Origin of the sequence: Streptomyces sp. NPDC001513, from assembly GCF_042894695.1 — a bacterium.
Taxonomy (GTDB): Bacteria; Actinomycetota; Actinomycetes; order Streptomycetales; family Streptomycetaceae; genus Streptomyces.
In genome coordinates, this window is sequence record NZ_JBIAVU010000004.1 from 257,047 (window position 1) to 281,909 (window position 24,863).

General features: G+C 72.5%; 20 protein-coding genes. 16 read left to right on the top strand and 4 right to left on the bottom strand.

Going from position 1 to position 24,863, the window contains the following annotated elements; translation table 11 throughout:
* Window positions 1-9: 9 nt before the first annotated feature.
* The 4 genes from ACFYZ4_RS10420 to ACFYZ4_RS10435 all read left to right on the top strand — a co-directional run bounded on the left by ACFYZ4_RS10420 (window position 10) and on the right by ACFYZ4_RS10435 (window position 8,575).
* Window positions 10-1,158, top strand: coding sequence for an acyl-protein synthase (locus tag ACFYZ4_RS10420; RefSeq protein ID WP_351299631.1), 1,149 nt, complete (start codon window positions 10-12; stop codon window positions 1,156-1,158).
* Entirely contained in the window at window positions 1,155-3,713 is a 2,559-nt protein-coding gene (locus ACFYZ4_RS10425) for an acyl-CoA reductase (RefSeq protein WP_390783588.1), read from the top strand. The genes ACFYZ4_RS10420 and ACFYZ4_RS10425 overlap by 4 nt, the downstream gene beginning before the upstream one ends.
* A 174-nt stretch (window positions 3,714-3,887) precedes the next feature.
* Window positions 3,888-5,573, top strand: a complete 1,686-nt coding sequence (locus tag ACFYZ4_RS10430; protein ID WP_390783589.1) for a glycosyltransferase family 2 protein — start codon at window positions 3,888-3,890, stop codon at window positions 5,571-5,573.
* A 14-nt stretch (window positions 5,574-5,587) separates the two neighbouring features.
* On the top strand, window positions 5,588-8,575 hold the full coding sequence (locus tag ACFYZ4_RS10435; protein WP_390783590.1) for an SGNH hydrolase domain-containing protein: 2,988 nt from the start codon (window positions 5,588-5,590) through the stop codon (window positions 8,573-8,575).
* 188 nt (window positions 8,576-8,763) lie between these two features.
* Here the strand turns inward: ACFYZ4_RS10435 and ACFYZ4_RS10440 are convergent, their stop codons facing one another.
* Window positions 8,764-9,186: a subtilase-type protease inhibitor gene (locus ACFYZ4_RS10440; protein ID WP_351289293.1), complete on the bottom strand. Its 423-nt coding sequence runs from the start codon at window positions 9,184-9,186 to the stop codon at window positions 8,764-8,766.
* A 505-nt stretch (window positions 9,187-9,691) separates the two neighbouring features.
* Here ACFYZ4_RS10440 and ACFYZ4_RS10445 point away from each other — a divergent pair.
* Window positions 9,692-10,177 (top strand): lamin tail domain-containing protein, encoded by a 486-nt coding sequence (locus tag ACFYZ4_RS10445; protein ID WP_351289291.1) that lies wholly within the window; start codon window positions 9,692-9,694, stop codon window positions 10,175-10,177.
* A gap of 167 nt (window positions 10,178-10,344) precedes the next feature.
* Here the strand turns inward: ACFYZ4_RS10445 and ACFYZ4_RS10450 are convergent, their stop codons facing one another.
* Window positions 10,345-11,409 (bottom strand): alkene reductase, encoded by a 1,065-nt coding sequence (locus ACFYZ4_RS10450; protein WP_390783591.1) that lies wholly within the window; start codon window positions 11,407-11,409, stop codon window positions 10,345-10,347.
* 193 nt (window positions 11,410-11,602) lie between these two features.
* Between ACFYZ4_RS10450 and ACFYZ4_RS10455 the strand changes: the two genes are divergently transcribed.
* From ACFYZ4_RS10455 to ACFYZ4_RS10470, 4 genes are all read left to right on the top strand, one after another.
* Window positions 11,603-12,145, top strand: coding sequence for a MarR family winged helix-turn-helix transcriptional regulator (locus tag ACFYZ4_RS10455; protein ID WP_390783592.1), 543 nt, complete (start codon window positions 11,603-11,605; stop codon window positions 12,143-12,145).
* A 30-nt stretch (window positions 12,146-12,175) separates the two neighbouring features.
* Window positions 12,176-12,910: a DUF6193 family natural product biosynthesis protein gene (locus ACFYZ4_RS10460; protein ID WP_390783593.1), complete on the top strand. Its 735-nt coding sequence runs from the start codon at window positions 12,176-12,178 to the stop codon at window positions 12,908-12,910.
* A gap of 9 nt (window positions 12,911-12,919) precedes the next feature.
* A complete protein-coding gene (locus tag ACFYZ4_RS10465; protein WP_390783594.1) occupies window positions 12,920-14,140 on the top strand; it encodes a cytochrome P450 in 1,221 nt (406 codons plus the stop codon).
* A gap of 138 nt (window positions 14,141-14,278) precedes the next feature.
* Window positions 14,279-14,956 (top strand): M15 family metallopeptidase, encoded by a 678-nt coding sequence (locus ACFYZ4_RS10470; protein ID WP_390783595.1) that lies wholly within the window; start codon window positions 14,279-14,281, stop codon window positions 14,954-14,956.
* 21 nt (window positions 14,957-14,977) lie between these two features.
* Here the strand turns inward: ACFYZ4_RS10470 and ACFYZ4_RS10475 are convergent, their stop codons facing one another.
* Window positions 14,978-15,943 carry a phosphotransferase family protein gene (locus ACFYZ4_RS10475; RefSeq protein ID WP_390783596.1) on the bottom strand — a complete coding sequence of 322 codons (966 nt, stop codon included), beginning with the start codon at window positions 15,941-15,943 and terminating at the stop codon, window positions 14,978-14,980.
* A 248-nt stretch (window positions 15,944-16,191) separates the two neighbouring features.
* On the opposite strand from ACFYZ4_RS10475, the gene ACFYZ4_RS10480 reads away from it, so the two are divergent.
* From ACFYZ4_RS10480 to ACFYZ4_RS10500, 5 genes are all read left to right on the top strand, one after another.
* Window positions 16,192-16,347, top strand: a complete 156-nt coding sequence (locus ACFYZ4_RS10480; RefSeq protein ID WP_327412036.1) for a DUF6131 family protein — start codon at window positions 16,192-16,194, stop codon at window positions 16,345-16,347.
* 166 nt (window positions 16,348-16,513) lie between these two features.
* Window positions 16,514-17,869 (top strand): LCP family protein, encoded by a 1,356-nt coding sequence (locus ACFYZ4_RS10485; protein WP_390783597.1) that lies wholly within the window; start codon window positions 16,514-16,516, stop codon window positions 17,867-17,869.
* 199 nt (window positions 17,870-18,068) lie between these two features.
* Complete coding sequence (locus tag ACFYZ4_RS10490; protein WP_390783598.1) at window positions 18,069-20,159, top strand: SpoIIE family protein phosphatase; 2,091 nt, start codon at window positions 18,069-18,071, stop codon at window positions 20,157-20,159.
* 88 nt (window positions 20,160-20,247) lie between these two features.
* Window positions 20,248-21,222, top strand: coding sequence for a MerR family transcriptional regulator (locus ACFYZ4_RS10495; protein ID WP_390783599.1), 975 nt, complete (start codon window positions 20,248-20,250; stop codon window positions 21,220-21,222).
* Window positions 21,219-21,548 carry a hypothetical protein gene (locus tag ACFYZ4_RS10500; protein WP_390783600.1) on the top strand — a complete coding sequence of 110 codons (330 nt, stop codon included), beginning with the start codon at window positions 21,219-21,221 and terminating at the stop codon, window positions 21,546-21,548. The genes ACFYZ4_RS10495 and ACFYZ4_RS10500 overlap by 4 nt, the downstream gene beginning before the upstream one ends.
* A gap of 32 nt (window positions 21,549-21,580) precedes the next feature.
* Here ACFYZ4_RS10500 and ACFYZ4_RS10505 read toward each other — a convergent pair whose 3' ends face one another.
* Entirely contained in the window at window positions 21,581-22,048 is a 468-nt protein-coding gene (locus ACFYZ4_RS10505) for a MarR family winged helix-turn-helix transcriptional regulator (RefSeq protein ID WP_390783601.1), read from the bottom strand.
* 99 nt (window positions 22,049-22,147) lie between these two features.
* Here ACFYZ4_RS10505 and ACFYZ4_RS10510 point away from each other — a divergent pair, with 99 nt between their 5' ends.
* Both ACFYZ4_RS10510 and ACFYZ4_RS10515 read left to right on the top strand, forming a co-directional pair.
* The gene (locus ACFYZ4_RS10510; RefSeq protein ID WP_390783602.1) at window positions 22,148-22,561 is read left to right on the top strand and encodes a DUF1398 domain-containing protein; all 414 of its coding nucleotides are present in this window, start codon (window positions 22,148-22,150) and stop codon (window positions 22,559-22,561) included.
* 192 nt (window positions 22,562-22,753) lie between these two features.
* Window positions 22,754-24,634, top strand: a complete 1,881-nt coding sequence (locus tag ACFYZ4_RS10515; RefSeq protein ID WP_351289265.1) for a glycoside hydrolase family 15 protein — start codon at window positions 22,754-22,756, stop codon at window positions 24,632-24,634.
* Window positions 24,635-24,863 lie beyond the last annotated feature (229 nt).

Sequence of the window (24,863 nt, forward strand, 5' to 3'; positions counted from 1 at the left end):
ACTCACACCGTGAACCCCCATCTCGCGCCGGTCTCCGTACCCGACCCGGCCCTGCTGCCCCACGTACAGCAGCTGTGCGACCTGACCGATCCGTACGCCTTCGGCCCCGCGGAGGACGCGCTGTTCGCCGCCGCCATGGCGGAGACCAACGCCTGGCACACCGAGCGCTCCCCGTTCTTCCGCTCCCTGTACGAGGCCACCGCCCCGGCCGAGCCGTACCGCACGCCGCTCGTCCACGCGAACTTCTTCAAGCGCCACGAGGTGCTCTCCATCCCGCGCGAGGACGTCGAGCTGCACCTGACCTCCTCCGGCACCACGGGCCAGAAGTCGCAGATGTTCTTCGACCAGTGGACCATCCGCTCCGCCCAGCGCATGGTCGCCCGGATCTTCGAGCGCAACGGCTGGATCACCCCCGAGCAGGAGGTCAACTACCTCCTCTACAGCTACGAGCCGGCGCCGTCCCTGAACCTGGGGACCGCCTTCACCGACAACTACCTGTGCGACTTCGCCCCGGCGCGCAGCGTCGCGTACGCACTGCGCAACACCGGCGGCGACCACGAGTTCGACCCCTTCGGCTGCATCGCCGCGCTGCGCCGCTTCGAGCACGAGGACGCCCCGGTCCGCATCCTCGGCTTCCCGGCCTTCCTCTTCTTCACGCTGGAGCGGATGCGGGCCATGGGGCTGCCTCCGCTGCGGCTGCCCGAGGGCTCCCTCGTCGTCCTCGGCGGCGGCTGGAAGGGGCACGCCGACCGGCGCATCGGCAAGGAGGAGCTGTACGCCCGCGTCACCGAGCAGCTGGGCATCCCGGGTGAGCGGATCCGGGACACCTTCGGGTCGGTGGAGCACTGCATCCCGTACATCGAGTGCGACCACCACCGGCTGCACGCCCCCGTCTGGTCCCGGGTGACGATCCGCTCCACGCGCACGCTCGAACCGCTGCCGTACGGGGAGCCGGGCTACCTGCACCTCGTGTCGCCGTACATCACCTCGGTACCGGCGCAGAGCGTGCTCATGGGAGACCTCGCCTCCCTCCGGCCGGGCGACGCCTGCGGGTGCGAGCTGGAGACCCCCTGGTTCACCGTGCACGGCCGTGCCGGGGTGAGCCGCAACCGCAGCTGCGCGGTGGCCGCAGCAGAACTGATGAAGGGCATGGCGTGACCGTGACGCAGACCAAGGCCGCGTACGAGCAGCACGGCGACGGCGAAGGCGCCGCGCACCACTACTGGCAGGGCGCCTTCGTCGGGGACGACGAGGCCGGGCGTCGCCTCGCCGCGCTGCCGGCCGCCGTGGAGGCCGCGCTGGCCGAAGGGCTGGAGACCGAGACGGTGCTGGCCGCCTGTGACGCCCTCGCCGGCGCCCTGTGCGACCCCGCCCACCCGGTGCACGCCCGGCTCGCCCCGCACCTGCCCGAGGGGGAAGACCCGGCCGTCCTGGCCGAGCTCGGTGTCCTCCTCGGCCGGCGGGAGCTGACCCGCAAGCTGCGCCGGGAACTCGGCAGTGCGGCTCCGGGCCGGCTGAACCGGGCCGATCCGCGCGAGACGGTCTACGAGGCCTGGGCGCCCGTCGGCCTGGTCGCGCACATCGCCCCGGGCAACGCCTCGACGGTCGCGCCGCTGAGCATCGTCGAGGGCCTGCTCGCCGGGAACGTCAACGTCCTGAAGACCAGCAGCGCCGACACCCTCCTCACCCAGCACCTGATGGCCGAGCTCGCGGCCCTGGACCCGAGCGGCGCCCTGGCCGCGCGGATCGTCGTGCTGCGCTTCCCGTCCTCCCGTCAGGAGTGGCTGCGCCTGATGTGCGCGCCCGCGGACGCGGTCGCCGTGTGGGGCGGGGAGGGCGCGGTCGAGGGGGTGGCCGCGCATGTGCCGGCCGGCTGCCGGCTGGTGGAGTGGGGGCACCGGATCTCCTTCGCGTACCTGACCGGCGACGCCTGGTCGGACGCGGGGACGCTCGACGCCCTCGCGGACGACGTGTGCCTGCACGAGCAGCAGGCGTGTTCCAGCCCCCAGGTGGTCTACCTCGACACTGAGGACGAGGGTGAGGTGTTCGCGTTCGCCGAGCGCTTCGCCGCGGTGCTCGCGGCGCGGCCGCCGGCCGTGACCGCCGGCCCGGCGGGCGGGCCGGATCCGGCCGAGGAGGCCGAGCTGACCACCACCGAGCTGATGGCGCGGCTGGAGGAACACCTGCGCCTGACGCGGGTGTTCGCCGCACCCGACGGTTCGTGGCGGGTCATGGCCGACACCCGCTCCCCGCTCACCGCCTCGCCGCTGCACCGCAGCGTGTGGGTCAAGCCGCTGCCCCGCAAGCGGCTGATCGCCACCCTGCGCCCGATGCGCCGCTATCTGCAGACCGCGGGCCTCGCGGGCAGCCCGGCCGACATCGCCGAGCTCTCCCGCACCGCCCTGGCTGCGGGCGTCACCCGGGTCACGCCGGTCGGCGCCATGCTGGACAGCTACGCGGGCGAGCCGCACGACGGCGTCTACGCCCTGCAGCGCTACAGCCGCCGCGTCGCGGTCCAGGCCGACCCGGTCCGCTTCGCCGCCACCGCCTGCCTGGACGACCTGGCCCGGCCCGTCGTGCTGCCGCGGCCGGCGGGCCCGCTGGTGGGCAAGGAGGACGTGCAGGAGTCGGGCTCGCGGGTGGCACGGGCCGATGCCGAGCTGTTCTTCCGCAGCGGCGGCAGCACCGGTGCGCCGGCGCTGTCGATCTTCAGTTACGACGACTACGACACCCAGATGCACGCCGCCGCCCGGGGTCTGCTCGCCGCCGGCTACGACCCGGTCGGGGACCGCACCGCCAACCTCTTCTACTGCGGCGCCATGTACGGCAGTTTCATCAGCTTCTTCTCCGTCCTGGAGCGGCTCGGCGGGGTGCAGCTGCCGTTGTCCGCGGGGCCGGACCACCGGGCGACGGCGCGGGCGCTGATCGACCTCGGGGCCGACACCCTCTTCGGGATGCCCTCCTACCTGTGGCAGCTGCTGCACGCGGAGGCGGATGCGCTGCGCGCGTACGGTGGCCTGCGCAAGGTCTTCTACGGCGGCGAGCACTTCACCGAGGAGCAACAGCGCACGCTGAAGGAGACGTTCGGGATCGAGACCGTCCGCTCCATCACCTACGGCAGCACCGACCTCGGCCCGCTGGGCTACCAGTGCGCCGAGAGCTCCGGCGGTGTCCACCACCTGCACGCCGACCTGCACACGATGGAGATCGTGGACCTGGCCGAGGACCGGCCGGTGGCCCCGGGCGAGACGGGCCGGCTGGTCTTCACCACGCACGCCCGGCGCGGCCAGCAGCTGGGCCGGTACGTGATCGGCGACCTCGGCCGGGAGGTGCCGGGCCGCTGTCCGTGCGGGCGGCACGCGCCCCGCTTCGAGCTGCGGGGGCGCACCGGTGACGTGATGCGAGTGGCGACGTACTTCCTCAACCACCGCCGCTTCCTCGACCTGGCGGAGGAACAGGGCGGCCACCGCGGCGAGTTGCAGATCCGGCTCGACGGTGCGGACGCGCGCGAGCTGCTGACCGTACGGGTGGAGCGGGCCGCGGCGACGGACCCGGATCGGCTGCAGGAGGTGTTGCTGGCCGGCTACCCGGAGCTCCGCTCGGCGGTGACGGAGCGGCTGCTGGACCTGGTGGTCGAGGCGGTGGACGGCGCGTCGCTGGACCGGAGCCCGACCAGCGGCAAGCTCCTCGCGGTGGTGGACGCGCGCCGCTAGGCCCTGTCCGCCACGCCCGTACCTTCGGCCCCGGTCCGCGGACCGGGGCCGAAGGTACGGGTCGGCAACAGCCTTGAGTTTCAGGACTGTTCATCCCCACGTGACAGTGGTCTATACCTTTAACACTAGGCTGGGTCACCTGAAACACGCACATGCACAGCCGTGGGGGGCTTTATGACCTTTCATCATCTTCCGCAACCACCTTCCGACGAAGAGCTCTACTGGTACTTCGGACCGCAACGCCGATGGGTCCTGGTCGCCACCTCGCTCGCCTTCGTGTTCACGGCGGCGACCATGTTCACCTTCGCCCTGCGCACACCCGCCCTGTGGGCCTTCCTCGCCGTCCTCGGCCTCAACGTCGTTGCGCTGGCGCTCTCTTCCGTCAACAGCCTGCGCCAGCGCCGGCTCACCCGGCAGTCGCACGAGGTGCTCGTCCACGCCTGGCGACCCGCCGCCCTGCCCGGCGTCGATCTGTACCTGCCGACCTGCGGCGAGCCGCTCCCCGTCCTGGACAACGCCTACCGCGCGGTGGCGGCCGTCGACTGGCCGCGTGACGCACTGACCGTCTGGATCCTGGACGACGCCGACCGGCCCGAAGTCGCCGCGCTGGCCGCCTCGTACGGCTACGAGTACGTAGTACGCCCCGACCGGGGGCACCTGAAGAAGGCCGGCAACCTCAACCACGCACTCACCCTGAGCAGCGCCGAGTTCATCGCGATCCTCGACGCGGACTTCGCCCCCAGGCCGGACTTCCTGCGCCACCTCGTCCCGTACCTGGCCGACCCGGCCGTGGGCATCGTGCAGAGCCCGCAGTGCTTCGACACCGACGAGACCATGGGCTGGATCCAGCGCGCCGCCGGCTCCGCCCAGGAGTGGTTCTTCCGGTGGATCCAGCCGTCCCGGGACGCGAGCGACGCCGCCATCTGCTGCGGCAGCAACGCCGTCTACCGGCGCGGCGCGATCGACCTGGCCGGCGGATTCGCCCGGCTCGACCACAGCGAGGACCTCTACACCGGACTCGCCCTCCACGAGCAGGGGTTCCGGACCCAGTACGTGCCGGTGCTGGTCGCCAAGGGCACCTCGCCCGACCACGTCACCTCCTTCGTCAACCAGCAGTACCGGTGGGCGATGGGCAACCTCCACCTGCTCGGCACGCCCGTGCTGGGGCGGATGCGCGCCCCCTGGCGGATGCGGCTGTGCTTCTACGAGGGGATCGTCGGGTACCTGACCACGGCGGTGAACACCTTCGCGGCGCCGCTGCCGCCGCTGGTGATGATGTTCTGGTACCCGGACCACATCCGGCCGTGGCACGTACTGCCGCTGCTCGCCCCGCTGTGGCTCTGGCACGTGCTGCTGCCGCGGATCAGCCGGACCCGCTGGAGGGTCGAGGTGATCCGGGCGAACGTCCTGACGAGCGTGGCCGCCGCGACGGCGTTCCTGCACACGCTGCGGGGCCGCAGCGCCGCCTGGGTGCCCACCGGCACCCGGAGTGCGGCGGCCCCGGGCGGGATGGCCCGGCGGGTGGTCGCCGTCTCGCTGGCCTGGCTCGTCCTCTCCAACGGCGCGGCCGTCGCCGGGCTCGCACTGGCCGTGTCCCACAACGGCTGGGAACCCAACTGGGGGCTGCTCCTCTACCTCCTGGTGCAGTGCCAGATCAACGTCCCCCTGATCCGGGACCTGCTGGCCGAGCTGTACCCGGCCGCCGGACCGCTGCGCGCCCGCGTACGGGCCGCCCTGAGCCCCCGTACCGGCATGCTGCCCCGCCGCTGGCCCGAGACCGTCGCCGCCTCCGCGGTCCTCCTGCTCACCGGGCTGCTGGCCTCGGGGTGGGTCGACCCGATGCTTCCCTGGCTGAGCTGAAAGGCGCCGTCACCATGTCCTTCCTCCTCACACCCGGCCGGCGCGACCCCGCCGCGCCACCGTCCGGATCCCGTTCCGGCGTCGAGTCCGGGCCCAGCCCGCACCGGTCCGCCTTCCGGCCCGACATCGAGGGGCTGCGCGCGGTCGCCGTCGTCGCGGTCCTCGCCTTCCACGCCGGGATCCCGTGGGCGACCGGCGGTTTCGTCGGCGTGGACGTCTTCTTCGTCATCTCCGGCTACCTGATCACCGGCCTGCTGGTCCGCGAGGCGATCACCACCGGCCGGATCCGGCTCGGGGACTTCTTCTCCCGGCGGGCCCGACGGCTGCTGCCCTCGGCCGCCGTCGTGCTCGGCGCGGTGGCGGTGGCCGGCGCCTGGCTGACCGTACCGCTGCGCCGCACCGACGTGGAGCACGACGTCGTCGCGGCGGCGCTGTCCGTCGCCAACTGGCGGTTCGTGTCGCAGCGGACCGACTACCTCGCCGCCGGGCACGGCCAGAGCCCGCTGCTCCACTTCTGGTCCCTCGCCGTCGAGGAGCAGTTCTACCTGTTCTGGGCCCCGCTGCTGGCGGTGCTCGTGCTCGGCGCGGCCCGGGCGGTCCGCCGGGGCCGGGCCGTACGCTTCGTCGTGGTGCTGGTCGCCGCGCCGCTGACCCTCGCGTCGTTCGCCCTGGCCCTGTACTGGACGCGGCACTCCGTGTCCCTCGCGTACCTCGGAACGCCCTCGCGCGTCTGGCAGTTCGGGGTCGGTGCGCTGCTCGCCCTGCTGCCCTGGCACCTGATGCGCGGGCCGCGACCGCTGCGGCTGCTGTGCGGCTGGGCCGGGGCCGCCGCGATCGGCTGGTGCGTGGTGTCGTACGACGCCGCGACCCCGTACCCCGGCTACGCGGCGCTCGTGCCGACCCTGGCCACCGCCGCCGTGATCCTCGCCGCGATCCCCGGCCGGGGCGAGCGACACACCCCGGGCCGCCACGAGGTCGGACGGCTGCTGGCGGGGCGGGCACCTAGGGCCGTCGGACGGCTCTCCTACAACCTGTACCTGTGGCACTGGCCGGTGCTCGTGCTCGCGGAGGCCCGGACCGGCCCGCTCGGCTGGCCCGCGAAGACCGCGCTGACGCTGGCGGCCGTGCTGCCCGCGCTCGCCACCCTGCGCTGGGTCGAGCAGCCGCTGCGCCGCAGCCGTACGGTCTCCGAACTCCCCCGCCGCGGACTGTCGGTGGGCGTCACCGCCATCGTGCTGCCGCTCGTCCTCGCCCTGGTGGTGGGGACCACGAGCCTGCACCTGCTGGGCCCGGCCGCCCCGGTGGACCCGAAGGGGCTGCCGCCGGGCGCCGCCTCGGGCCCCACCCTGCTCGCCCGGACCTCCGGTACCCCGCTCGTGGACGGTCCGGTGGTGCCGAGCCCCGTACAGGCGCGCGCGGACTTCCCGCCGGACGGGGCCTGCGAGGTCGCCCCGGCCGAAACGCGCAGCCCGGACTGCCTGTTCGGCGCGGTGGACAGCCCGGACCGGATCGTGCTGCTGGGCGACTCGCACGCCGGGCAGTGGTTCTCCCCGATGCTGGCGCTGGCCGCCGGGCGGGGCTGGGCGTTGCAGGAGCTGGTGAAGCAGGGCTGCCCGCTGCCGGAGCTGGCGGTGGACAGCCCCCAGCTCGGCCGCGCCTACCGGGAGTGCGACACCTGGCGGGCCGACACCCTGGACCGGCTGAAGCGGCAGCCGAAGCCGCGGCTCATCGTGATCGCCTCCCTCAACCGCTACACCGCCGACCAGGGGCTCCTGGCCGAGGGCTGGGAGAAGACGCTGCGGCAGCTCAGGGCGCTGGGGGCGCCGATCGTCTACGTCGAGGACACCCCCGTACCCGGTACGGACGTCCCGGCGTGCGTCTCGGGCCGTCCCGAGTCGCCGGGCGCCTGCGCGTTCAGGCGGACGGACGCCCTGCCACCCGATCCGCTGGCGGCGCGGATCGCGTCCGGTGCGCTGCCCGGCGTACGGAGCGTCAGTGTGAACCCGGTCCTGTGCCCGGGCGACGGGCCGACCTGCCCGGCCGTGCTCGACCGGATCCTGCTCTACCGGGACGACGCGCACCTGACCAATGTGGCGGCCGTCGTCCTGACCAACCGGCTGGAGCGGCTGTTCACGGAGGCCGGGGCCCTGCCGGCGCCGGCCGCAGCCGCGGGGCCGGCCGGCGCGGACGGGTGGAGGCAGCTGCTGCGGGACGACTTCGACGGCCCGGCGGGCAGTCCCCCGTCGGCCGCCCACTGGATCCACGACCTCGGCACCTGCTATCCGGGCTGCCCGGCGCCGCAGTGGGGCACGGGCGAGATCGAGACCATGACGGACTCGACGGACAACGTGCGTCTCGACGGGAAGGGCGCGCTGGAGATCGTCCCCACCCGGAAGGACGGGGAGTGGAGTTCGGGGCGCATCGAGACGCGCCGCTCCGACTTCGCGCCCCCGCCCGGCGGGGCCCTGCGGATCGAGGCGTCGATCGCCCTGCCGGACGTGACCGGCGCGAAGGCGGCGGGGTACTGGCCGGCGTTCTGGACCTTGGGGGCGCCGCTGCGCGACGGCTACACGGGCTGGCCGGGGGTCGGCGAGCTCGACGTCATGGAGTCCGTGAACGGGCGGGACACCGTCTTCGGCACCATGCACTGCGGGGTCCTCGAAGGCGGCCCGTGCGAGGAGTCGGTGGGGCTGGGCTCCGGTCCGCAGCCGTGCTCCGACTGCCGGGCGGGCTTCCACGCGTACGCCGTCGAGGTCGATCTCGCCCCGGGCGCGGAGGAGGTGCGCTGGTATCTGGACGGCCGTGTGTACCACCGGGTGACGGCCGCCCGGATGGACGCCGGGACGTGGCAGCGGGCCGTGGACCACGGGCTGTTCCTGATCCTCAACGTGGCCGTCGGGGGCAACCTCCCGCTCGCCGACGGCGCGACCGTCGGCCCCGCCACCGAACCGGGCCACGCGATGCGGGTCGACCACGTCACCGTCTCGGCCCGGGAGAGGTGAGCCCGGGCGTTTCCTTCGGCTGATCGAGGGTTGAGGCGCGGCCGGGCCAGGCGATGTCGTCAACGGCGAGGAGAGGATCCGCCGCGGACCGCTGCCTCCCTGCCGGTCGCCGGGCGCATGCGGGTGCCCCGCCCGCGGACCGCGGGCGGGGCACCGTGCGTGGGCGGCGGGTCCGCACCGGCGCAGGGTCAGAACGCGAAGACGGCGTTGCCGTTGAGGGTCACGTTCATGACGCAGTTGTTGGAGAAGGTGTGCTTCCAGCTGACGCGGCTGCCCTTCCACACGCCGTCCGCCGTGACGGTGACGGGGGCGTAGTGCATCGGACACGCCCGGTCCGGGTCCGGGGAGGCCAGCAGGTGGTCGAGCGCCCCGCCGGTGGAGTTGAGGGCCGCGCAGGCGGAGCCGGGGTCGGGGTGGGTCCCCAGGGCGGTCGGCGCACAGCTGAGGGTGGATGCCCGGACGACGGTGGACGCGTCGTCGTCGCCCTGCGCGATGGTGAACACCATGGCGGACGGGGCGTACAGGCTGGCGGGCTGAGCCGCCGCGATACCGGTGGCTCCGATCAGGCTGATGACTGCAGCGGCGGAGGCAGCTGCGATGCGGTGACGCACGACGAGACTCACTTTCGATTCAAAGGTTGAACGCGATAATTTCTTTCGATCGCGTCCTGGCGAGCCCAGACTGTCCGACATGCGGGCGCGCCGCATGTCCATGGCCGATTTACGGACAGAGCATGCACTTACGCACGACCGAATGGTCGTTCGGGCAGCTCAGAGGGGAGCGTCGAGGCCTCGGCCGGACGCGAAACACGGGCGGCGCCGGGCACGACGTGCATCCTTGCGCCCTCTGACCTGCTGTCGGCTGCGCGCGGTTCACCGAACGGCCATGCAGCTTGACCGGATACACACCCTCACCGCGCCGACGTGGATCCCACCCTGGCCGATTACACGGGAGAGTTATAGATATATCCGAATTGAGCAACACGAGCCTTAATTGCGGCGATTCGTGGTGCACGGAGGCCAAAGTGTGGCTCCTCGGCAGGACGCCGGGAACCGCACGGAGCCCGACCGGCTCGAACGACGCCGGTCCGGGCTGACTGTTGAAGGGGTCATCTTCATGTCTGCTTCTCTCGCCACCCGCCGCGCCCTCTCCGCGGCGCTGGCCGCCGTCGCCCTGGTCGGCGCCGCCGCCCTGCCGGCCGCGGCCGACGACCACCGACGCGACCGGAACGGGCACTCCTCGATCGTCATCGGCGACGTCCAGTACGACAGCCCCGCCCGCAACGACCGCTCCAACCGCGCGCTGAACCGGGAATGGGTCGAGGTGAAGAACACCGGCCACAAGGCCGTCAACCTGCGCGGCTACACCCTCACCGACCAGCAGGGCAACCGCTACCGCTTCGCCAACAACTTCCGTCTGGACGGCCGCTCCAGCGTCAAGGTCCACACCGGCAACGGACGCGACACCCACCGCGACGTCTACCAGGACCGCCGCCACCAGATCTGGAACGAGCGCGACACCGCCACCCTGCGCGACAACCGCGGCAACGTCCTCGACACCGAGTCCTGGGGCGGCCGCGGGCACCACCAGCCCCGCCGCTGACCCCCACCGACAGCCACACCACCGGCAACGGTGAACTGCCGGCACACGTGAACTGCCGGCACACGTGAACGGCGTGCCACGGCGAACCCGCCGCGGCACGCCGCACCCATGTCCCACCGCATGACGAACACGACGGGCCTCGCGCACACATGGGCCCGCCAAGGCTCCTAGCGGGTCGGATAGTCCGTGTACCCGCGGGCGTCGCCCCCGAAGAAGGTGGTCGGGTCCGGGGTGTTGTACGGGCCTTCGGTGCGCAGGCGGTCCGGCAGGTCGGGGTTGGCCAGGAAGAGGGCGCCGAAGGCGAGGACGTCGGCGGTGCCGTCCTCGATCAGGGTGAGGGCCCGGTGGTCGGTGGGGCCCTCGGTCGCCGGATTCAGGACGAGCAGCCCCGAGAACTGCTTGCGCAGGGCGAGGGTGGTCGCACGGGCCTCGGGGGCGGGCTCCAGGACGTGCAGGTAGGCCAGGCCGAGCCCGTCGATCTCCTTGACCAGCGCCTCGTAGGCGGGCTGCGGGTCGGGCTCGGAGATGTCGTTGTACGTGTTCCCGGGCGAGATGCGCAGAGCCGTCCGCTCGGCACCGATCGCGGCGGCGACCGCCTTGACCACCTCGACCGCGAAGCGGATCCGGTTCTCCACCGGGCCGCCCCACTCGTCGGTGCGCAGGTTCGTGCCGGGGGCCAGGAACTGGTGGATCAGGTAGCCATTGGCGCCGTGGAGCTCCACCCCGTCGAAACCGGCCTCCACCGCGTTGCGGGCGGCCTCGGCAAAGGCGGCGACGGTCGCGCGCACCTCGGCTCCGGTGAGCTCGTGCGGGGTCACGAAGTCCTTCATGCCCTCGCCGGTGAACAGCTGCCCCTGGGCGGCCACCGCCGACGGGGCGACGGGGACGAGGCCGTCGGGCAGCAGCGACGGGTGGCCGATCCGGCCGGAGTGCATCAGCTGGGCGAAGATCCGGCCGCCGGCCGCGTGCACGGAGTCGGTGACCTCGCGCCAGGCCGCGACCTGCTCGGCGCTGTGCAGGCCGGGGGTGAAGGGATAGCCCTGGCCGACCACGGAGGGCTGGATCCCCTCGCTGATGATCAGACCGGCCGAGGCGCGCTGGGTGTAGTACTCGGCGACGAGGGCGGTCGCGATGCCGCCCTCGGCCGCGCGGCTGCGGGTCATCGGAGCAAGGGCGATCCGGTTGGAGAGGGTGGAGCCGGCGATGCGAACCGGTTCGAAAGCGCTGGTCATATTCGCCTCACAGAGATAATTGGTCGGCCAAGCATTGGCTTCGAGATGCAGCGTACCCCATTACTTGGTCGGCCAAGGTAAAATCTGGGGGGAGGGTAAGATCCATCACCAGGACCTCAACCAGGACCTCAGCCAGGACCACCACCAGGCCACCACCAGGACCTGCCGCACCCGACCCAGGAGGAGCGCCCCCATGGCCGCGGAAACCGCTCAGGAACCGCGCACCGCCCCGCAGTGCCAGGCGGTGCCCAGCGCCGTGCTGGACGGGCCGGTGAGCCATGCGATCAGCCGGGTCGCCCGCCTCCACCGGATCGCGGCCGGCCGCGCCCTGCGGGACCTGGGGCTGCACCCGGGGCAGGAGTTCCTGATGATGCACCTGTGGGACAGCGGGGCCGTGCGCCAGTCCGAGCTGATCAAGGCGGTGGGCCTCGACCCGTCCACGGTGACCAAGATGCTCCAGCGCCTCGAACAGTCCGGCCACGTACGGCGCCGCCCCGACCCGTCGGACCGGCGCGCCTCCCTGGTCGAGGCGACGGAGACCAGTTGCGGGCTGCTGGTCGAGGTCCGCAGGGCGTGGGGCGAGCTGGAACACCAGACCCTGGACGGCCTGGAGGACGCCGAACGCACCGAACTGGCCCGTCTGCTGGGCAAGGTGGAGGCCTCCTTGTGCACGGAGCTCGCCCGGAGCGGCGCCGCCGAGTGCGAGGCGGCGGACAAGGGCCCGGGCGCCTGCTAGTCCCTGTCCGGGCGATGGCAGACTCGACTCATGCCCGAGGAACACACCGAAGCAGAGCCGGAAGAACCGCTGCGCGCGTACGCGGAGTTCTACCCCGACGTCGTTCGGGCCGGATCCCTGCGGCAGGCGCTGCAGGACGCAGCGGACCGCGCGGGGCACGCACTCACGATCGGACTGATGCCACCGCCGGGTTGGCGGCACACCGTGGCGCGCGCCCGAAGCGGCGACCGGTCCGTGATCGTCTCGATGACCCTCGGCCGACGGAGTTTCGCCGTCAACTGCCGCACCGACGGGGCGCGCACGGCCCACGGCAGCACCACGGACCTGTCCGAGGCCGCCGGCGCGACGCATTCCTGGCTGCTGGGGCTGCCCGTGCCCGACCTGGTCGCACGGTGGTCCTTCCTCGGTTCCGGGGAGCCGTCCGAGGCCGACGGGCCCGGCGACGCCGTATCCGTCAAGTGGCGCCGGCTGCGCGCGTCGGCTGCCTCACCGCCGTACGCCTCGCTGTACGAGCTCGTCGAAGCCGCCTTCACCGAACCGCGCCTGCGGGCCCTGTCCCCGCGCACCAGCCACGACTGGCTCCGCTTCAGCCGCCGCGCCACCGCTCCCCTCTGCACGGACCTGCCGATGGTCCGGGCGACCGGGAACGGCCGCTACCACGTGCGGACCCACGGGGGCCTGCTGCACGACACCACCGGCACGGCCGAAACCATCGCTCTCATCCTCGACCACCTGCCCGGCGACGACCGGCCACTCAGCACGTAGGGAATGCGCATGACCCCGACCCGGACCTCACAAGACGTCACCCTGCCCCAGCCATTCGGAGATTCGTTCTCGCACGACCCCCACGCCGTCTACGCGGACCTGCGCGCCGCAGGGTCGGTGCACAGGGTGGCGCTGCCCGACGGTTCGCCGGTGTGGCTGGTGACCCATGAGGCGGACGTGCGCGCAGGGTTGTCCGACCAGCGCCTGTCGGTCAACAAGAGGCATGCGGCGACGGGTTTCAGCGGCTTCTCGCTCCCGCCCGCGCTCGACCGCAATCTGCTGAACATCGACCCGGAGGACCACCTGCGCCTTCGCCGGCTGGTCGCGCAGGGGTTCACGCCCCGGCACGTCGAATCGCTGCGCGCCGGCGTCGGGGCAGCCGTCGACGACCTGGTCGCGCGGCTCACGGCGGAGATCGCGAGCAGCGGCGAGGCCGATCTGGTGGCCGGCTTCGCCAGGCCATTGCCGGTACGGGTCATCGCCGCCCTGCTCGACATCCCGGCCGCCGACCAGGAGCGCTTCTCCGGCTGGGTCGCGACCATGCTCAGCCCGCGCTCCCGCGAGGGTCTCGTCCAGGCGATCGGTGACATCCACCGGTTCCTCGTCGACCTCGTGGCCCTGCGGCGCGCCGCCCCCGGCGACGACATGCTGTCGAGCCTGATCACGGCGCGCGACGAGGAGGACCGGCTCACCGAGGACGAACTCGTCTCGCTCGCCTTCCTGATCCTCGGGGCCGCCGGCGAGAACGTCCAGCACGTCATCAGCGCCGGCGTGCTCACCCTCATCGAGCACCCGGAGCAGCTGGCCGAGCTGCGGGCACGGCCCGCGCGCATGGCGGACGCGGTCGAGGAACTCCTGCGGCACACCAGCCCCAACCAGACCGCGATCCGCCGCTTCCCCACCGAGGCCGTCGAGATCGGCGGCGTACGGATACCGGCCGGGGACACCGTCCTGTTCTGCCTGGCCTCCGCACACCGGGACCCGGCCCGCTACCCGGATCCCGACCGCTTCGACATCGACCGCGCCGACAAGGCCCACCTCGCCCTCGGCCACGGCATGCACTACTGCCTCGGCGCCCCCCTGGCCCGGCTCCAGCTCACTCTGGCCCTCGGCGCGCTCGTCGAACGGCTCCCGGGCCTCAGGCTCGCCCGCCCCGTGGACCCGCTCCGCTGGACCAGCACCTTCCGGTTCCGCGCCCTGGAAGGCCTGCCGGTCACCACCCTCCCCTGACCACGGCGCGGGCGGCCGGTGTGGCCTGGGTGGCCTGGGTGGCCTGGGTGGCCTGGGTCCGCGCGCCGCCCGGCCGGCGCCGCCCGACCGGCCATGCCCGGCATGCCCACCTGCGGCGATCGCCGTAACGTGTGTCCCGTGCGCCACACCACCGCGGCCGCGGCCGTGACGGCCACCCTGTGCGTGGCCGCGCTGGCCTGCTCCACCCAGGCCGGTCCGCCGCGCGTCCAGGCCCGGCCGGCCGAGCCGCCGGCCCGGCTCTCCGCGCGGGTCACGGCCGTACCGGCGGAGAAGCTGGGCGCCTCCTACCGGAAGGGCTGCCCGGTCCCGCCCGAGCGGCTGAGGCTGATCCGGATGAACCACTGGGGTTTCGACGGCCGGACCCACGCGGGCGAGATGGTCGTCCACGAGGACGCCGTCCGCCCCCTCCTCCACGTCTTCCAGCGGGCCTTCGACGTGCACTTCCCGATCCGCCGGATGCGGGTGATGGCCGAGTACCGCGACGACTCCGAGGCCATGGCCGACGACAACACCTCCGCCTTCAACTGCCGCCCGGTCACCGGCGATCCCCGGCGCCTGTCGCAGCACGCCTGGGGCGATGCGGTGGACATCAACCCCGTGGAGAACCCGTACGTCGACATCCACGGCGTCGTCCACCCGCCGCAGGCCCGCCCCCATCTGCGACGGTCCCTGAACCGCCCGGGCCAGATCCACCCGGGCGATGCCCTCACGGCGGCGTTCCGCGAGGTCGGCTGGCGCTGGGGCGGCCGCTGGGCCAACCGGGACTACCAGCACTTCTCGGCCAACGGCGAGTGAGCGGGGTGCGCCGGTGCGGTGTCAGTCCCGGCCGAACCAGAAGTCGGCGAGGGAGGTCAGCTTCCCGTCCGACGGCGCACCCAGCTCCCGCAGGTACCAGGCCAGGTTGCTGTACACGTGCAGCAGGGTGTGGGCGAGCAGTTCGGCCGGCTCGAACCCGGCGCCGATGCCCGTACCACTGCCCGTGCCACTGCCCGTGCCGGTGCCGTACGAGGCCAGGAGCCTGCTCAGCAGCCGGCGGTCGGCGCGGGTGACGAACAGTCCGACGCCGACGAAGTCGTACGCCCGGTGACCGATCATGGCCGGCTCGAAGTCGAAGATTCCGGTCAGCCGCCAGCCGTCGGGGTCCACCAGAAGGTGCTGCCGCATCACCTCGGTGTGCAGCAGGGCGCGCTGGGGTTCACGCGGCAGCGGGACGGCGGCGAGGAAGTCGGGGATCTGTTCCAGCCATGCGTCGGCCAGCCCGTGACCGCGCTGCTGTTCCACGGCCCCGTCCCGCTGACGGTCGAGGAAGGCGCCCCAGTCTCCGGGGCCGAGGACGTCCGCGAGCGGTTCGGGGTCCAGTGCGTGCAGCACCGCCAGAGCCTCGCCGACCTCGGCCACCAGCCGTTCCCGGTCGGCCTGCGGTATTCGCGGCCAGGCGTGCGCCAGGCTCTCGCCGCCGAGCCTGGACATCAGGACGTAGCGCCAGCCGTTTTCGTAGGTGCCGGACTCCCGGAGGCTCGGCGTCGCCACCGGCAGCCGTCCCTGCACGTGGGCGAGCACCCGTCCTTCGGCGACGCCGTCCCGAGCCGCGGCGGCCGGGAAGAGCTTCAGGACGTGCTCGTCACCGACCGCGTAGACCGGTTGGGAGCCGTCCCGGAAGCGGACGAGGGGCGATCCGGCCAGCCCCAGGCGGCCGCAGAGGTCCTCCACGCCCGGCCGCATGATCGTTTCATCGGGGACGACCGCGTCCCACTCCTCGTCCGTTTCCACCCTAGGCAGCATGATCGGCAACGTAGGCGGCGCGCACGGCCGTCACAACCGGATTTCCGCCCCGGCGAACACCCGGAACCACAGCATGTTTGCGCTGGTGGAAAACGGTGAGACGCCGTGTGCGCCGCGTTCCGGTACGACCGCCGCAGCGCACCAACGCCGCAGCCCGAGAGGTCCCCGCCAGGCCAGGACCGCGGCGGTCGCGCGGCATTGCGCGACCGGCGTCGGGCCAGAGGCGGCCACGGAGATGGGAGACCCTCATGATCGTGCTCGGAATCATTCTGCTGATCGTCGGGTGGCTGCTCGGCATATCGATCCTGTGGACGCTGGGCATCATCCTGCTCGTCATCGGCGCCGTGCTGTGGATCCTCGGGGCTGTCGGACACGAGGTCGGCGGGCGGCGCCACTACTACTAGGGGCTTCACTGCCCGGACAGGGCCCAGCAGCTTCGTCCGTCCCGGGCCGTCGGCTACGGCCGACGGCCCGTTTCCGGGGTGAAACCGGCGCGTACAGCCCCGCTCCTCGCGCAGAGGCCACGTACAGTCCCGATTTAAGCCGATTTGTCCTACATCGGGGATGTGCATGCGTCGTCTCACTGTTGCCCTCGCGCTGCTGACCGCCCTTTCCTGCGGCTCCCTCCTGGGCCCTCAGGCCGTCTCGGCGGCGGTGTCGGCCGAGAGCGGTGCGGCGGGCGGCGGCAGCCGGGGCACGAACATCCTGATCGTCGGCATCGACAGCCGCGCCGGTCTCTCCGCAGCCGAGAAGAACCGGCTCCACGTGGGCGGCGAGGCGTGCAACTGCACGGACGTCATGATGCTCGTGCACCTCTCCGGGAACCGGCAGCGGGCGAGCGTGGTCTCCATCCCGCGCGACTCCTACGTCGAATACGCCGGCGACACCACCACCGCCCGCAGCGGCAAGATCAACGGCGCGTACAAGCTCGGCGGCGGCGCCCTCACGGTGGCCACCGTCGAGAAGGCCACCGGTCTCCACGTCGACCACTACCTGGAGACCGATTTCAAGGGCTTCGAACGGACCATCGACAACCTCGGCGGCGCGACCGTCTGCACCGACCGGCCGCTCACGGACGAGAACTCCGGCCTCGACATCGGCGCCGGCCGCCACCACACCAACGGAAATGAAACCCTGCGCTACGTCCGTGCCCGGCACGTCAACCTCCGGCCGGGCGACCTCGGCCGCGTCCGTCGTCAGCAGCGCGTGGTCAACGACCTGCTGGCCCGCCTCACCTTCGAGGGCGCCCTGGCCAGCCCGCTGCGCACGGCGCGGACCGTGCGCACCCTGCTGAAGACCGTACGCACCGACGCGCGGACCGGGCCGGGCGATCTGATCCGCATCGGCTGGGCGCTCGGCCGCCTGCGAGCGGACCGGACCGAGTTCGCGACCGTCCCCATCCGGCTCTTCGACCACCGCGTACCCGGAGTGGGTTCCAGTTTGGTGTGGGACGAGGCCCGCTCCGCCGCGTTGTGGGCGGCCCTGGGCGCGGACCGGCCCCTCACGGGCGACACCCGCATCCAGCCCGTCGCGGAGACCCCGGCGCCGACCGATCCCGCCGGGATCGCGGTCCGCGTGGACGACGCCGCCGTGGCCGCGGCCCTGCGCCGCAACGGGTTCGTCGTCGTCGACACCTCGCCGTCGGCACCGCCCGACCGGCCCGCCGGCCCTCCGGTCATCCGGTTCGCCGCCGGCCAGGAGGAGAAGGCGGCCACCCTGGCGGCCGCGCTGCCCGGCTCCCGTCTGGAGCCCGGCCCGGATCACGGCGCGTTCTTCGACGTCGCCGTCGGCTCGCGGCCGGTCCTGGTCAAGACCGTCACCTACGACCGCAACATCGCCGACGGCGCCCCCGTGACCGCCGACCGCCTCCGCTGCGCCGACGGGCCCGCGCCCGCGGCGGCCGGCGCGACCTCCGGACGGCCGTAGGACGGGGCGGCCGGGGGGCGGCGCCGAGCCGCCAGGGCGACGATGAGGAGTGTGGACGAAGCGCAGCCGCGGCACGCACCGGGCGAGTGGCCGCAGGAGCTGACCGTGGCGCCCTTCGCGTCCGTGGGCAACGGTGGCGCCTGCCGCTGTCCGAGGCACCCCTGCGGGGCCGGGGCCTCGCACGAGGAACGAGTACACGATGCATGAGGAGATGCCGTTCGAGGACCTGGTCAGCGGCGCCGCCCAGGACGCCGGCGGATGGCTGGGCGCGCTGCCGGTGGCGCTGGTGGCCACCAGCAGCGACGGCGTCGTCGTCCGCTGGAACCACGGCGCGCAGGAACTCCTCGGCTACACCCCGCCCCAGGTGCTCGGCCGGCACATCGCCGATCTGCTCCATCCGGGCGCCGACCGCAGCCTGGGCCGTTCCCTGTGGGAAACGGCCGCCACCGGGCGCGGGGTGATGGGTACGGTCACCGCCTGGCACCGCAGCGGGCACCCGCTGGAGCTGGAGATCTGGGCCTGCCCCGTCCCCGACCGGCGCCACGGGGCCTCGGCCGTTCTGGTCTTCGCCGCGGACGCGCACGCCACCCGCCGCATCCGGGGGTCCTCGGCGGTGTGGGACGGCTTGTTCGCCCGCTCCCCCGTCGGCATCGCCATACTCGACACGCAGCTGCGGTTCCTGCAGGTCAACCCGGCGCTGGAGGAGATGAACGGTCTCGCGGAATCCGCCCACGTGGGCCGGCGCCTGGCCGAGATCCTGCCCGAGGTGAACGCCGACGAGATGGAGCAGGCGATGCGCCAGGTCCTGGACACGGGTGAACCGGTCCTCGACCGGCGCCGCACCGGCCGGACCCCGGCCGACCCGGAGCACGACCGCGTGTGGTCGTGCTCGTACGTGCGCGTGGAGGACCCGGCCGGCCGGCCGATCGGTGTCATCGCCTCCCTCCTCGACATCACCAGGCAGCAGCGCGATCAGACCGAGGTCGAGGCGGGCCGCCGCAGGCTCGCGCTGCTGAGCGAGGCCAGTGCCCGTATCGGTGCCAGCCTCGACCTGGAGCGCACCGCGCAGGAGCTGGCCGACCTCGCCGTCCCGCACCTCGCCAACGCCGTCACCGTCGACGTCCTCGACTCCCTCGCGAGCGGCAACGAGCCGGGCCCGGGGCTGGCGGCGGGCGTCGCCCTGCGACGCCTGGGCAAGGCCCCGCTGACCGGCTCCGCCGTCACCCAGATCCTGGCGCCGCTCGGCCGCACCCTCAGCTTCCCCGCGGCCGCCCCGTACACCCAGGCCCTCGCGGCCCGGCAGCCCTTCCTGATCGCCCACCTCGACGAACGGACCGTCGCCTCGGCCGCCCGCCACACCCTCAAGCCGGCCCAACTGCTCGAGACGGGCGTGCACTCGTTCATGATGATCCCGCTCGTCGCGCGGGACGTGGTCCTCGGCGTCGCGACCTTCTACCGCGCCCAGCCGGGCGGGACTTCCTTCGGGTCCGACGACGTCACGCTCGCCGCCGAACTCGCCGCCCGGGCCGCCATCAGCATCGACAACGCGCGGCTGTACCACCACGAGCACGAGACCGCCGTCGTCCTCCAGCGCAGCATGCTCCCCCAGCACGTCACGCCTCCCCCGGGCATCGAGATCGCCCACCGCTACCTGGCGGCCAGCGACGTCAACGAGGTCGGCGGCGACTGGTACGACGTCCTCCCCCTCACCGGAGGCCGGGCCGCCCTGCTCATCGGGGACGTCATGGGCCACGGCATCGCGGCCGCCGCGGTCATGGGGCGCCTCTCGGCGACCGTACGTGCCCTCGCTCGCCTGGACATGTCCCCGACGGCGCTGCTGCACCAGTTGGAGGCCACCCTCGCCGACCTCGCCGAACCGATGCTCGCCACCTTCCTCTACGTGGTCTGCGACCCCGCCACCGGCCACTGCACGGTCACCCGCGCCGGACACCCGCCACCGGCCGTGGCCGAACCCGACGGCACCGTGTACCTCGTCAAGACCCCGCCCGGTGTCCCGTTGGGCGTCGGCGGCATCACCTTCACCACCACCGAGATCACCCTGCCCCCGGGCAGCCTGCTCGTCCTCTACACCGACGGCCTGATCGAGGCCCGCAGCCGCGACATCGACGAACGCCTGGGCGAACTCACCAGCCTGCTCACCGAGCCGGACCAGCCCCTGGACCACCTCTGCGACACCCTGATCGCCCACCTGGTCCCGGCATCCGCGGACGACGACATCGCCCTCCTGGCCGCCCGCATCGGCACGAACCCCCACCGCCCACTCCCCTGACGCCCCGCCGAACCGGCCTCACTCGCCAAAGCGGTGCGCTCCGGCCCCGGTTGAGTCTCCCGTGGGGGGGAGACAGCAAGCTGGGGTCATGGACAGCGACACGCTCTATTCCATCGGAGAGCTCTCCCGTCGGACCGGCCTGACGGTGAAGACCATCCGGTTCTATTCCGACAAGGGCATCGTCCCGCCCACCGGCCGGAGCCCGGCCGGCTATCGGCTGTACGGCCTCGACGCACTCGCCCGCCTGGACCTGGCCCGCACGCTGCGCGATCTCGGGCTCGATCTGGCGACCGTACGCAAGGTGCTGGACCGGGAGGCATCCGTGCCGGAAGTCGCGGAATCCCACGCCAACGCCCTGGACGTGCAGATCCGAACTCTTCGTCTGCGCCGGGCCGTTCTCCGCGCTGTCGCCCGGCGCGGCCCCACCCCCATGGAGATGGACCTCATGCACCGACTCGCCACGCTGTCCCAGGCCGAACGACGCCGACTGGTATCCGGCTTCATCGACGACACCTTCGAAGGCCTGCACGGCAATCCCGAGTTCGTGGCCCTGATGCGGTCCGCCCTGCCCGAGCTCCCCGACGATCCCACACCCGAACAGGTCGAGGCGTGGGTGGAACTCGCCGGGCTCTGCCAGAACGCGGACTTCCGTGCCGCGATACGCCGCGCGGCCGAGGATCAGGCGGAAGAACCCTCGCAGCAGGACGTCGGCGCTCTGCACGGCGCACTCGACCAGTCGATGCGCGAACGCGTCGACGAAGCGGTATCCGCCGGCCTCCTGCCGTCCTCCGCCGCCACAAGCGCATCCCCTACGGATCGGCTGGGCAGCCTCTACGCCCACGCGTTCGAGCGCGCAGGCGCCGGCGATCTGCGCCGCTGGCTCCTCGCCCGCCTGCGGACAACCGCCGACCCGCACGCCGAGCGCTACTGGCGGCTCCTGGCGACGGTCAACGGATGGCCCGCATCGCCTACGCTCGCTCCCGTTCACTCCTGGTTCACGACCGCCTTCGCCACCGCCCTCGCCACGAGCGAGGACGACGACCACAAGGGACCGATGCGATGAGAACGCGCAAACTGACGCTCGGCCTGTACGCGGACGAACAGGGGCTGGCCTGGGTCAGGGCACTCGTCGAGGACGCCGCGGGCGCGCGGAGCGCCCGGATCGTCAGCGCGACCGTCACGATCGACGACGGGTACGACTACCTGGCGCGGCAGTGGGCCGTGGAACATCCCGCGCAGGGCAGCGGCGCACGGCAACTGATCGAACTGCGCGTCCACTTGGCGTGTTCCCTGCGGTCATGGCGGGCGACCCGCAAGACGGTGATCGAGACCTTGTGCCCGGAGGGGACGGCCCCGCACACCTGCCGCGTTCCCTGGTCGGCCGCCTGAGCCGACGGGCCGGACCGTGTGCACCAGAAGGCTCATGCGGAACTCCCGTCTTCGCCGAGCCGGTGGTCGCCGTCTTCGTAGCGGTGGACCTCGTCGATCAGGCGGTGGAGCAGGCCGCGGGCGGCGGCGATGTCGGGCGTGGCGATGTCCGCGGTCAGGGCCTGATGGATCGCGCTCGCTCGGGTGGTGATCTTCCGGAGCGTGTCCTGGCCGGTGGGGGTGAGGGTCAGGAGGGGCGACCCTCGGTGGTCCGGGTTGGGCTCGAAGCGGGCCAGTTCCTCGCGTACGAGGTCGTTGGCGACCCGCTGCACTCCCTGGCGGGCGATCCCGAGCCGGCGGGCGGCCCGTGCCACGGTCAGCGGCTCCTCGGAGACCACGCTGAGCAGCTGCCAGCGGGCCTGGGTCTGCCCCTCGGCCGACGCGATCGACTCTCCCATCCTGCGCAGCAGACCGGCGGCCTCGAACACGTCTGCGACCAGGAGGGCCAGTTCTTCCGGCACGTCACGCTCCCCATAATTGACAACATGATGACAGTCTGGAAATCTGTTGTCATCCTACCTTGGCAGGTTCCACCCCCCACACCCGACACGGAGAGAACCATGAGCAACGCCACCGCCAACCTTCGGGCCGCTCTGGAACGGGCGTCCGCCATCCGGCCGAAGGTCGGCGGCTTCCCGTACCTCGCCGAGGCGCTCCGCCAGGCCGGCGTCCGCCACTGCCGGATGGCCGTGCCCTCCCACGCCATGCTCTACCTCACCGAGGCGGGGCCCGTCGCCGTCCAGGGCGAGCCGCTGTGCACCGGCATGGTCGACGTCGCATCCTTCGACCGCGAGGCCCTCGTCGCGGCGCTCCGCAGCGACCAGGCCGGCGAGACCTCGTTCCCGGAGTTCGTCGAGGGCTGCTGGAAGGCCGGTGTCGTCTGGTACGACGTCGATCTGAACGCGCGGACCTGCACGTACTACGGAGCCGACGGCGACGACTACACCGAGTCCTACCCCGGCGTCGACATCTGAGCGAAGCCCGCCCGGACAGGGCCCACGGACCGCCCGCCGCTGCCCGCATGGCGATCACCAGGGCAGGACACGAGAATGAGACGTCCCCGGACGAGCGTCCGCGGCCCCGGAAGGGCCCGACGCATCGGCCGATCGTCGTCGGCCGCACCCGCCGCTGCCCGCCGGGCAGCCGCCGCACGACGTGGAGGGCAGATGCGTCCCTATCCGCCGATCGCCGAGCACGGGCTCATCGGAGACCTGCAGACGTGTGCGCTCGTCTCCTCCGAAGGCGTACTGGACTGGTTCTGTTCGCCCCGCTTCGATGCGCCGAGCGTCTTCGCGGGACTCCTCGACCACGAGCGCGGCGGATACTTCGCCATCACCGCGGAGGCGTCTTCCGGTGTCGCGGGCGGCAGACCCGCGGACGTGGACGGCGTCGTCACCCGCCAGCTCTACCTGGCCGACACGGCCGTGCTGATCACCCGGTTCCTCACCCGCGAGGGCGTCGGCGAGGTGGTCGACTTCATGCCCGTCCACGATCCGCACACCGTCACCGACCGCCACCAGGTGGTACGGATACTGCGGGCGGTACGGGGCTCCGTGCGCTTCGCCCTGGAGTGCCGGCCGCGCTTCGACTACGGCCGCGCGCCCCACAAACTCGCCCTGGACGGCGCCCTCGCGCGCTTCGAGGGCCCGGGCATCACCGCACACCTGCAGGCCCTCGGCCCCCTTCCGCTGGAGGCCGACGGGGACGACGTACGCGCCACGGCGACCCTGGCGGCGGGTGAGCGCGCGGCCGTCGTCCTGACCGTGTGCGATGCCCGGAGCACTCCCCCACCGCTCCTGAACGCCGACGACCTGGCCGAGGCCTTCAGCGCCGTACGTCACTTCTGGCACGGCTGGATCGGACACTGCACCTACCGCGGCCGCTGGCAGGGGATCGTCAACCGCTCTGCCATCACCCTCAAGCTCATGACGTACGCGCCCACGGGCGCACCGATCGCCGCCGCCACCATGGGCCTGCCCGAGCAGGAGGGCGGCGAGCGCAACTGGGACTACCGCTACACCTGGATCCGCGACGCCTCCCTCTCGGTCCGCGCCATGCGCGACCTGGGATTCACCGACGAGGCCAACGCCTTCCGCAACTGGCTCCAGCAGCGGCTGCACGACGGCGGAGCCCCCAACGGCGAGCCGCTGCAGATCATGTACCGCGTGGACGGGGACCCGTTCCTGACCGAGGAGGTACTCGGCCACCTGACGGGCTGGCGGGGCTCCGCCCCGGTGCGCGCGGGCAACGGCGCGGCCGGACAACTGCAGTTGGACATCTACGGGGAAGCCGTCTTCGCCCTCGCCCAGACCGGCCAGGTGGGCAACTTCATGGGCTACGACGGCTGGCAGCGCTCCGCCGACGTACTGGACTGGCTGTGCGAGAACTGGGACCGCCCCGACGAGGGCATCTGGGAAACCCGGGGCGGACAGAAGGACTTCACGTACAGCCGCCTCATGTGCTGGGTCGCCCTCGACCACGGCATCCGCCAGGCCACCGCCATGGCCCGCCCGGCCGACGTACCCCGGTGGACCGCCGCGCGCGACGCCATCCTGGAGCAGATCATGACGCGCGGGTGGAGCGAGGAGCGCGGGGCGTTCGTCCAGCACTACGGCAGCAACGTGCTGGACGCCTCGCTGCTGCTGATGCCGCTGGTCGACTTCATCACGCCGAAGGATCCGCGCTGGCTGTCCACCCTGGAGGCGATGGACGGCGAACTCGTCTCGGACAGTCTCGTCTACCGCTACGACCCCGCCGCCTCTCCCGACGGCCTGCGGGGCTCCGAGGGCACGTTCTCGCTGTGCTCCTTCCTCTACGTGTACGCCCTCGCACGAGCCGGCCGGGTCGGGCAAGCCCGGTACGCCTTCGACAAGATGCTCACGTACGCGAACCACGTCGGGCTGTTCGCCGAGGAGATCGGACCGACGGGCGAGCAACTGGGCAACTTCCCCCAGGCCTTCACCCACCTCGCTCTCGTCGCAGCGGCACTCGCCCTCGACACGGAACTCGACCGGGCCACGAACGAAGCGACTGACCGCAGGGCCTAGGTTCTGTCTCTTTGGTCAGTGTCAGGTCCAGACGAGGATGCCCGCGAGGCGGAGTGCGCGCCTGGTAGCCGACGGCGATCTGGTCGGACGGCTGCAGGATGACCGCCCGGATTCCCCGGCGCCGGAGTGGCAACCCGCCGCGGGAGCGTCCGAGGTTGTGCCCTGGGTGGGGTTGCCCAGGTGCAGCTGGTGTAGACGGCGTAGGTGGCGGCCACGATGCGCCGTTCGG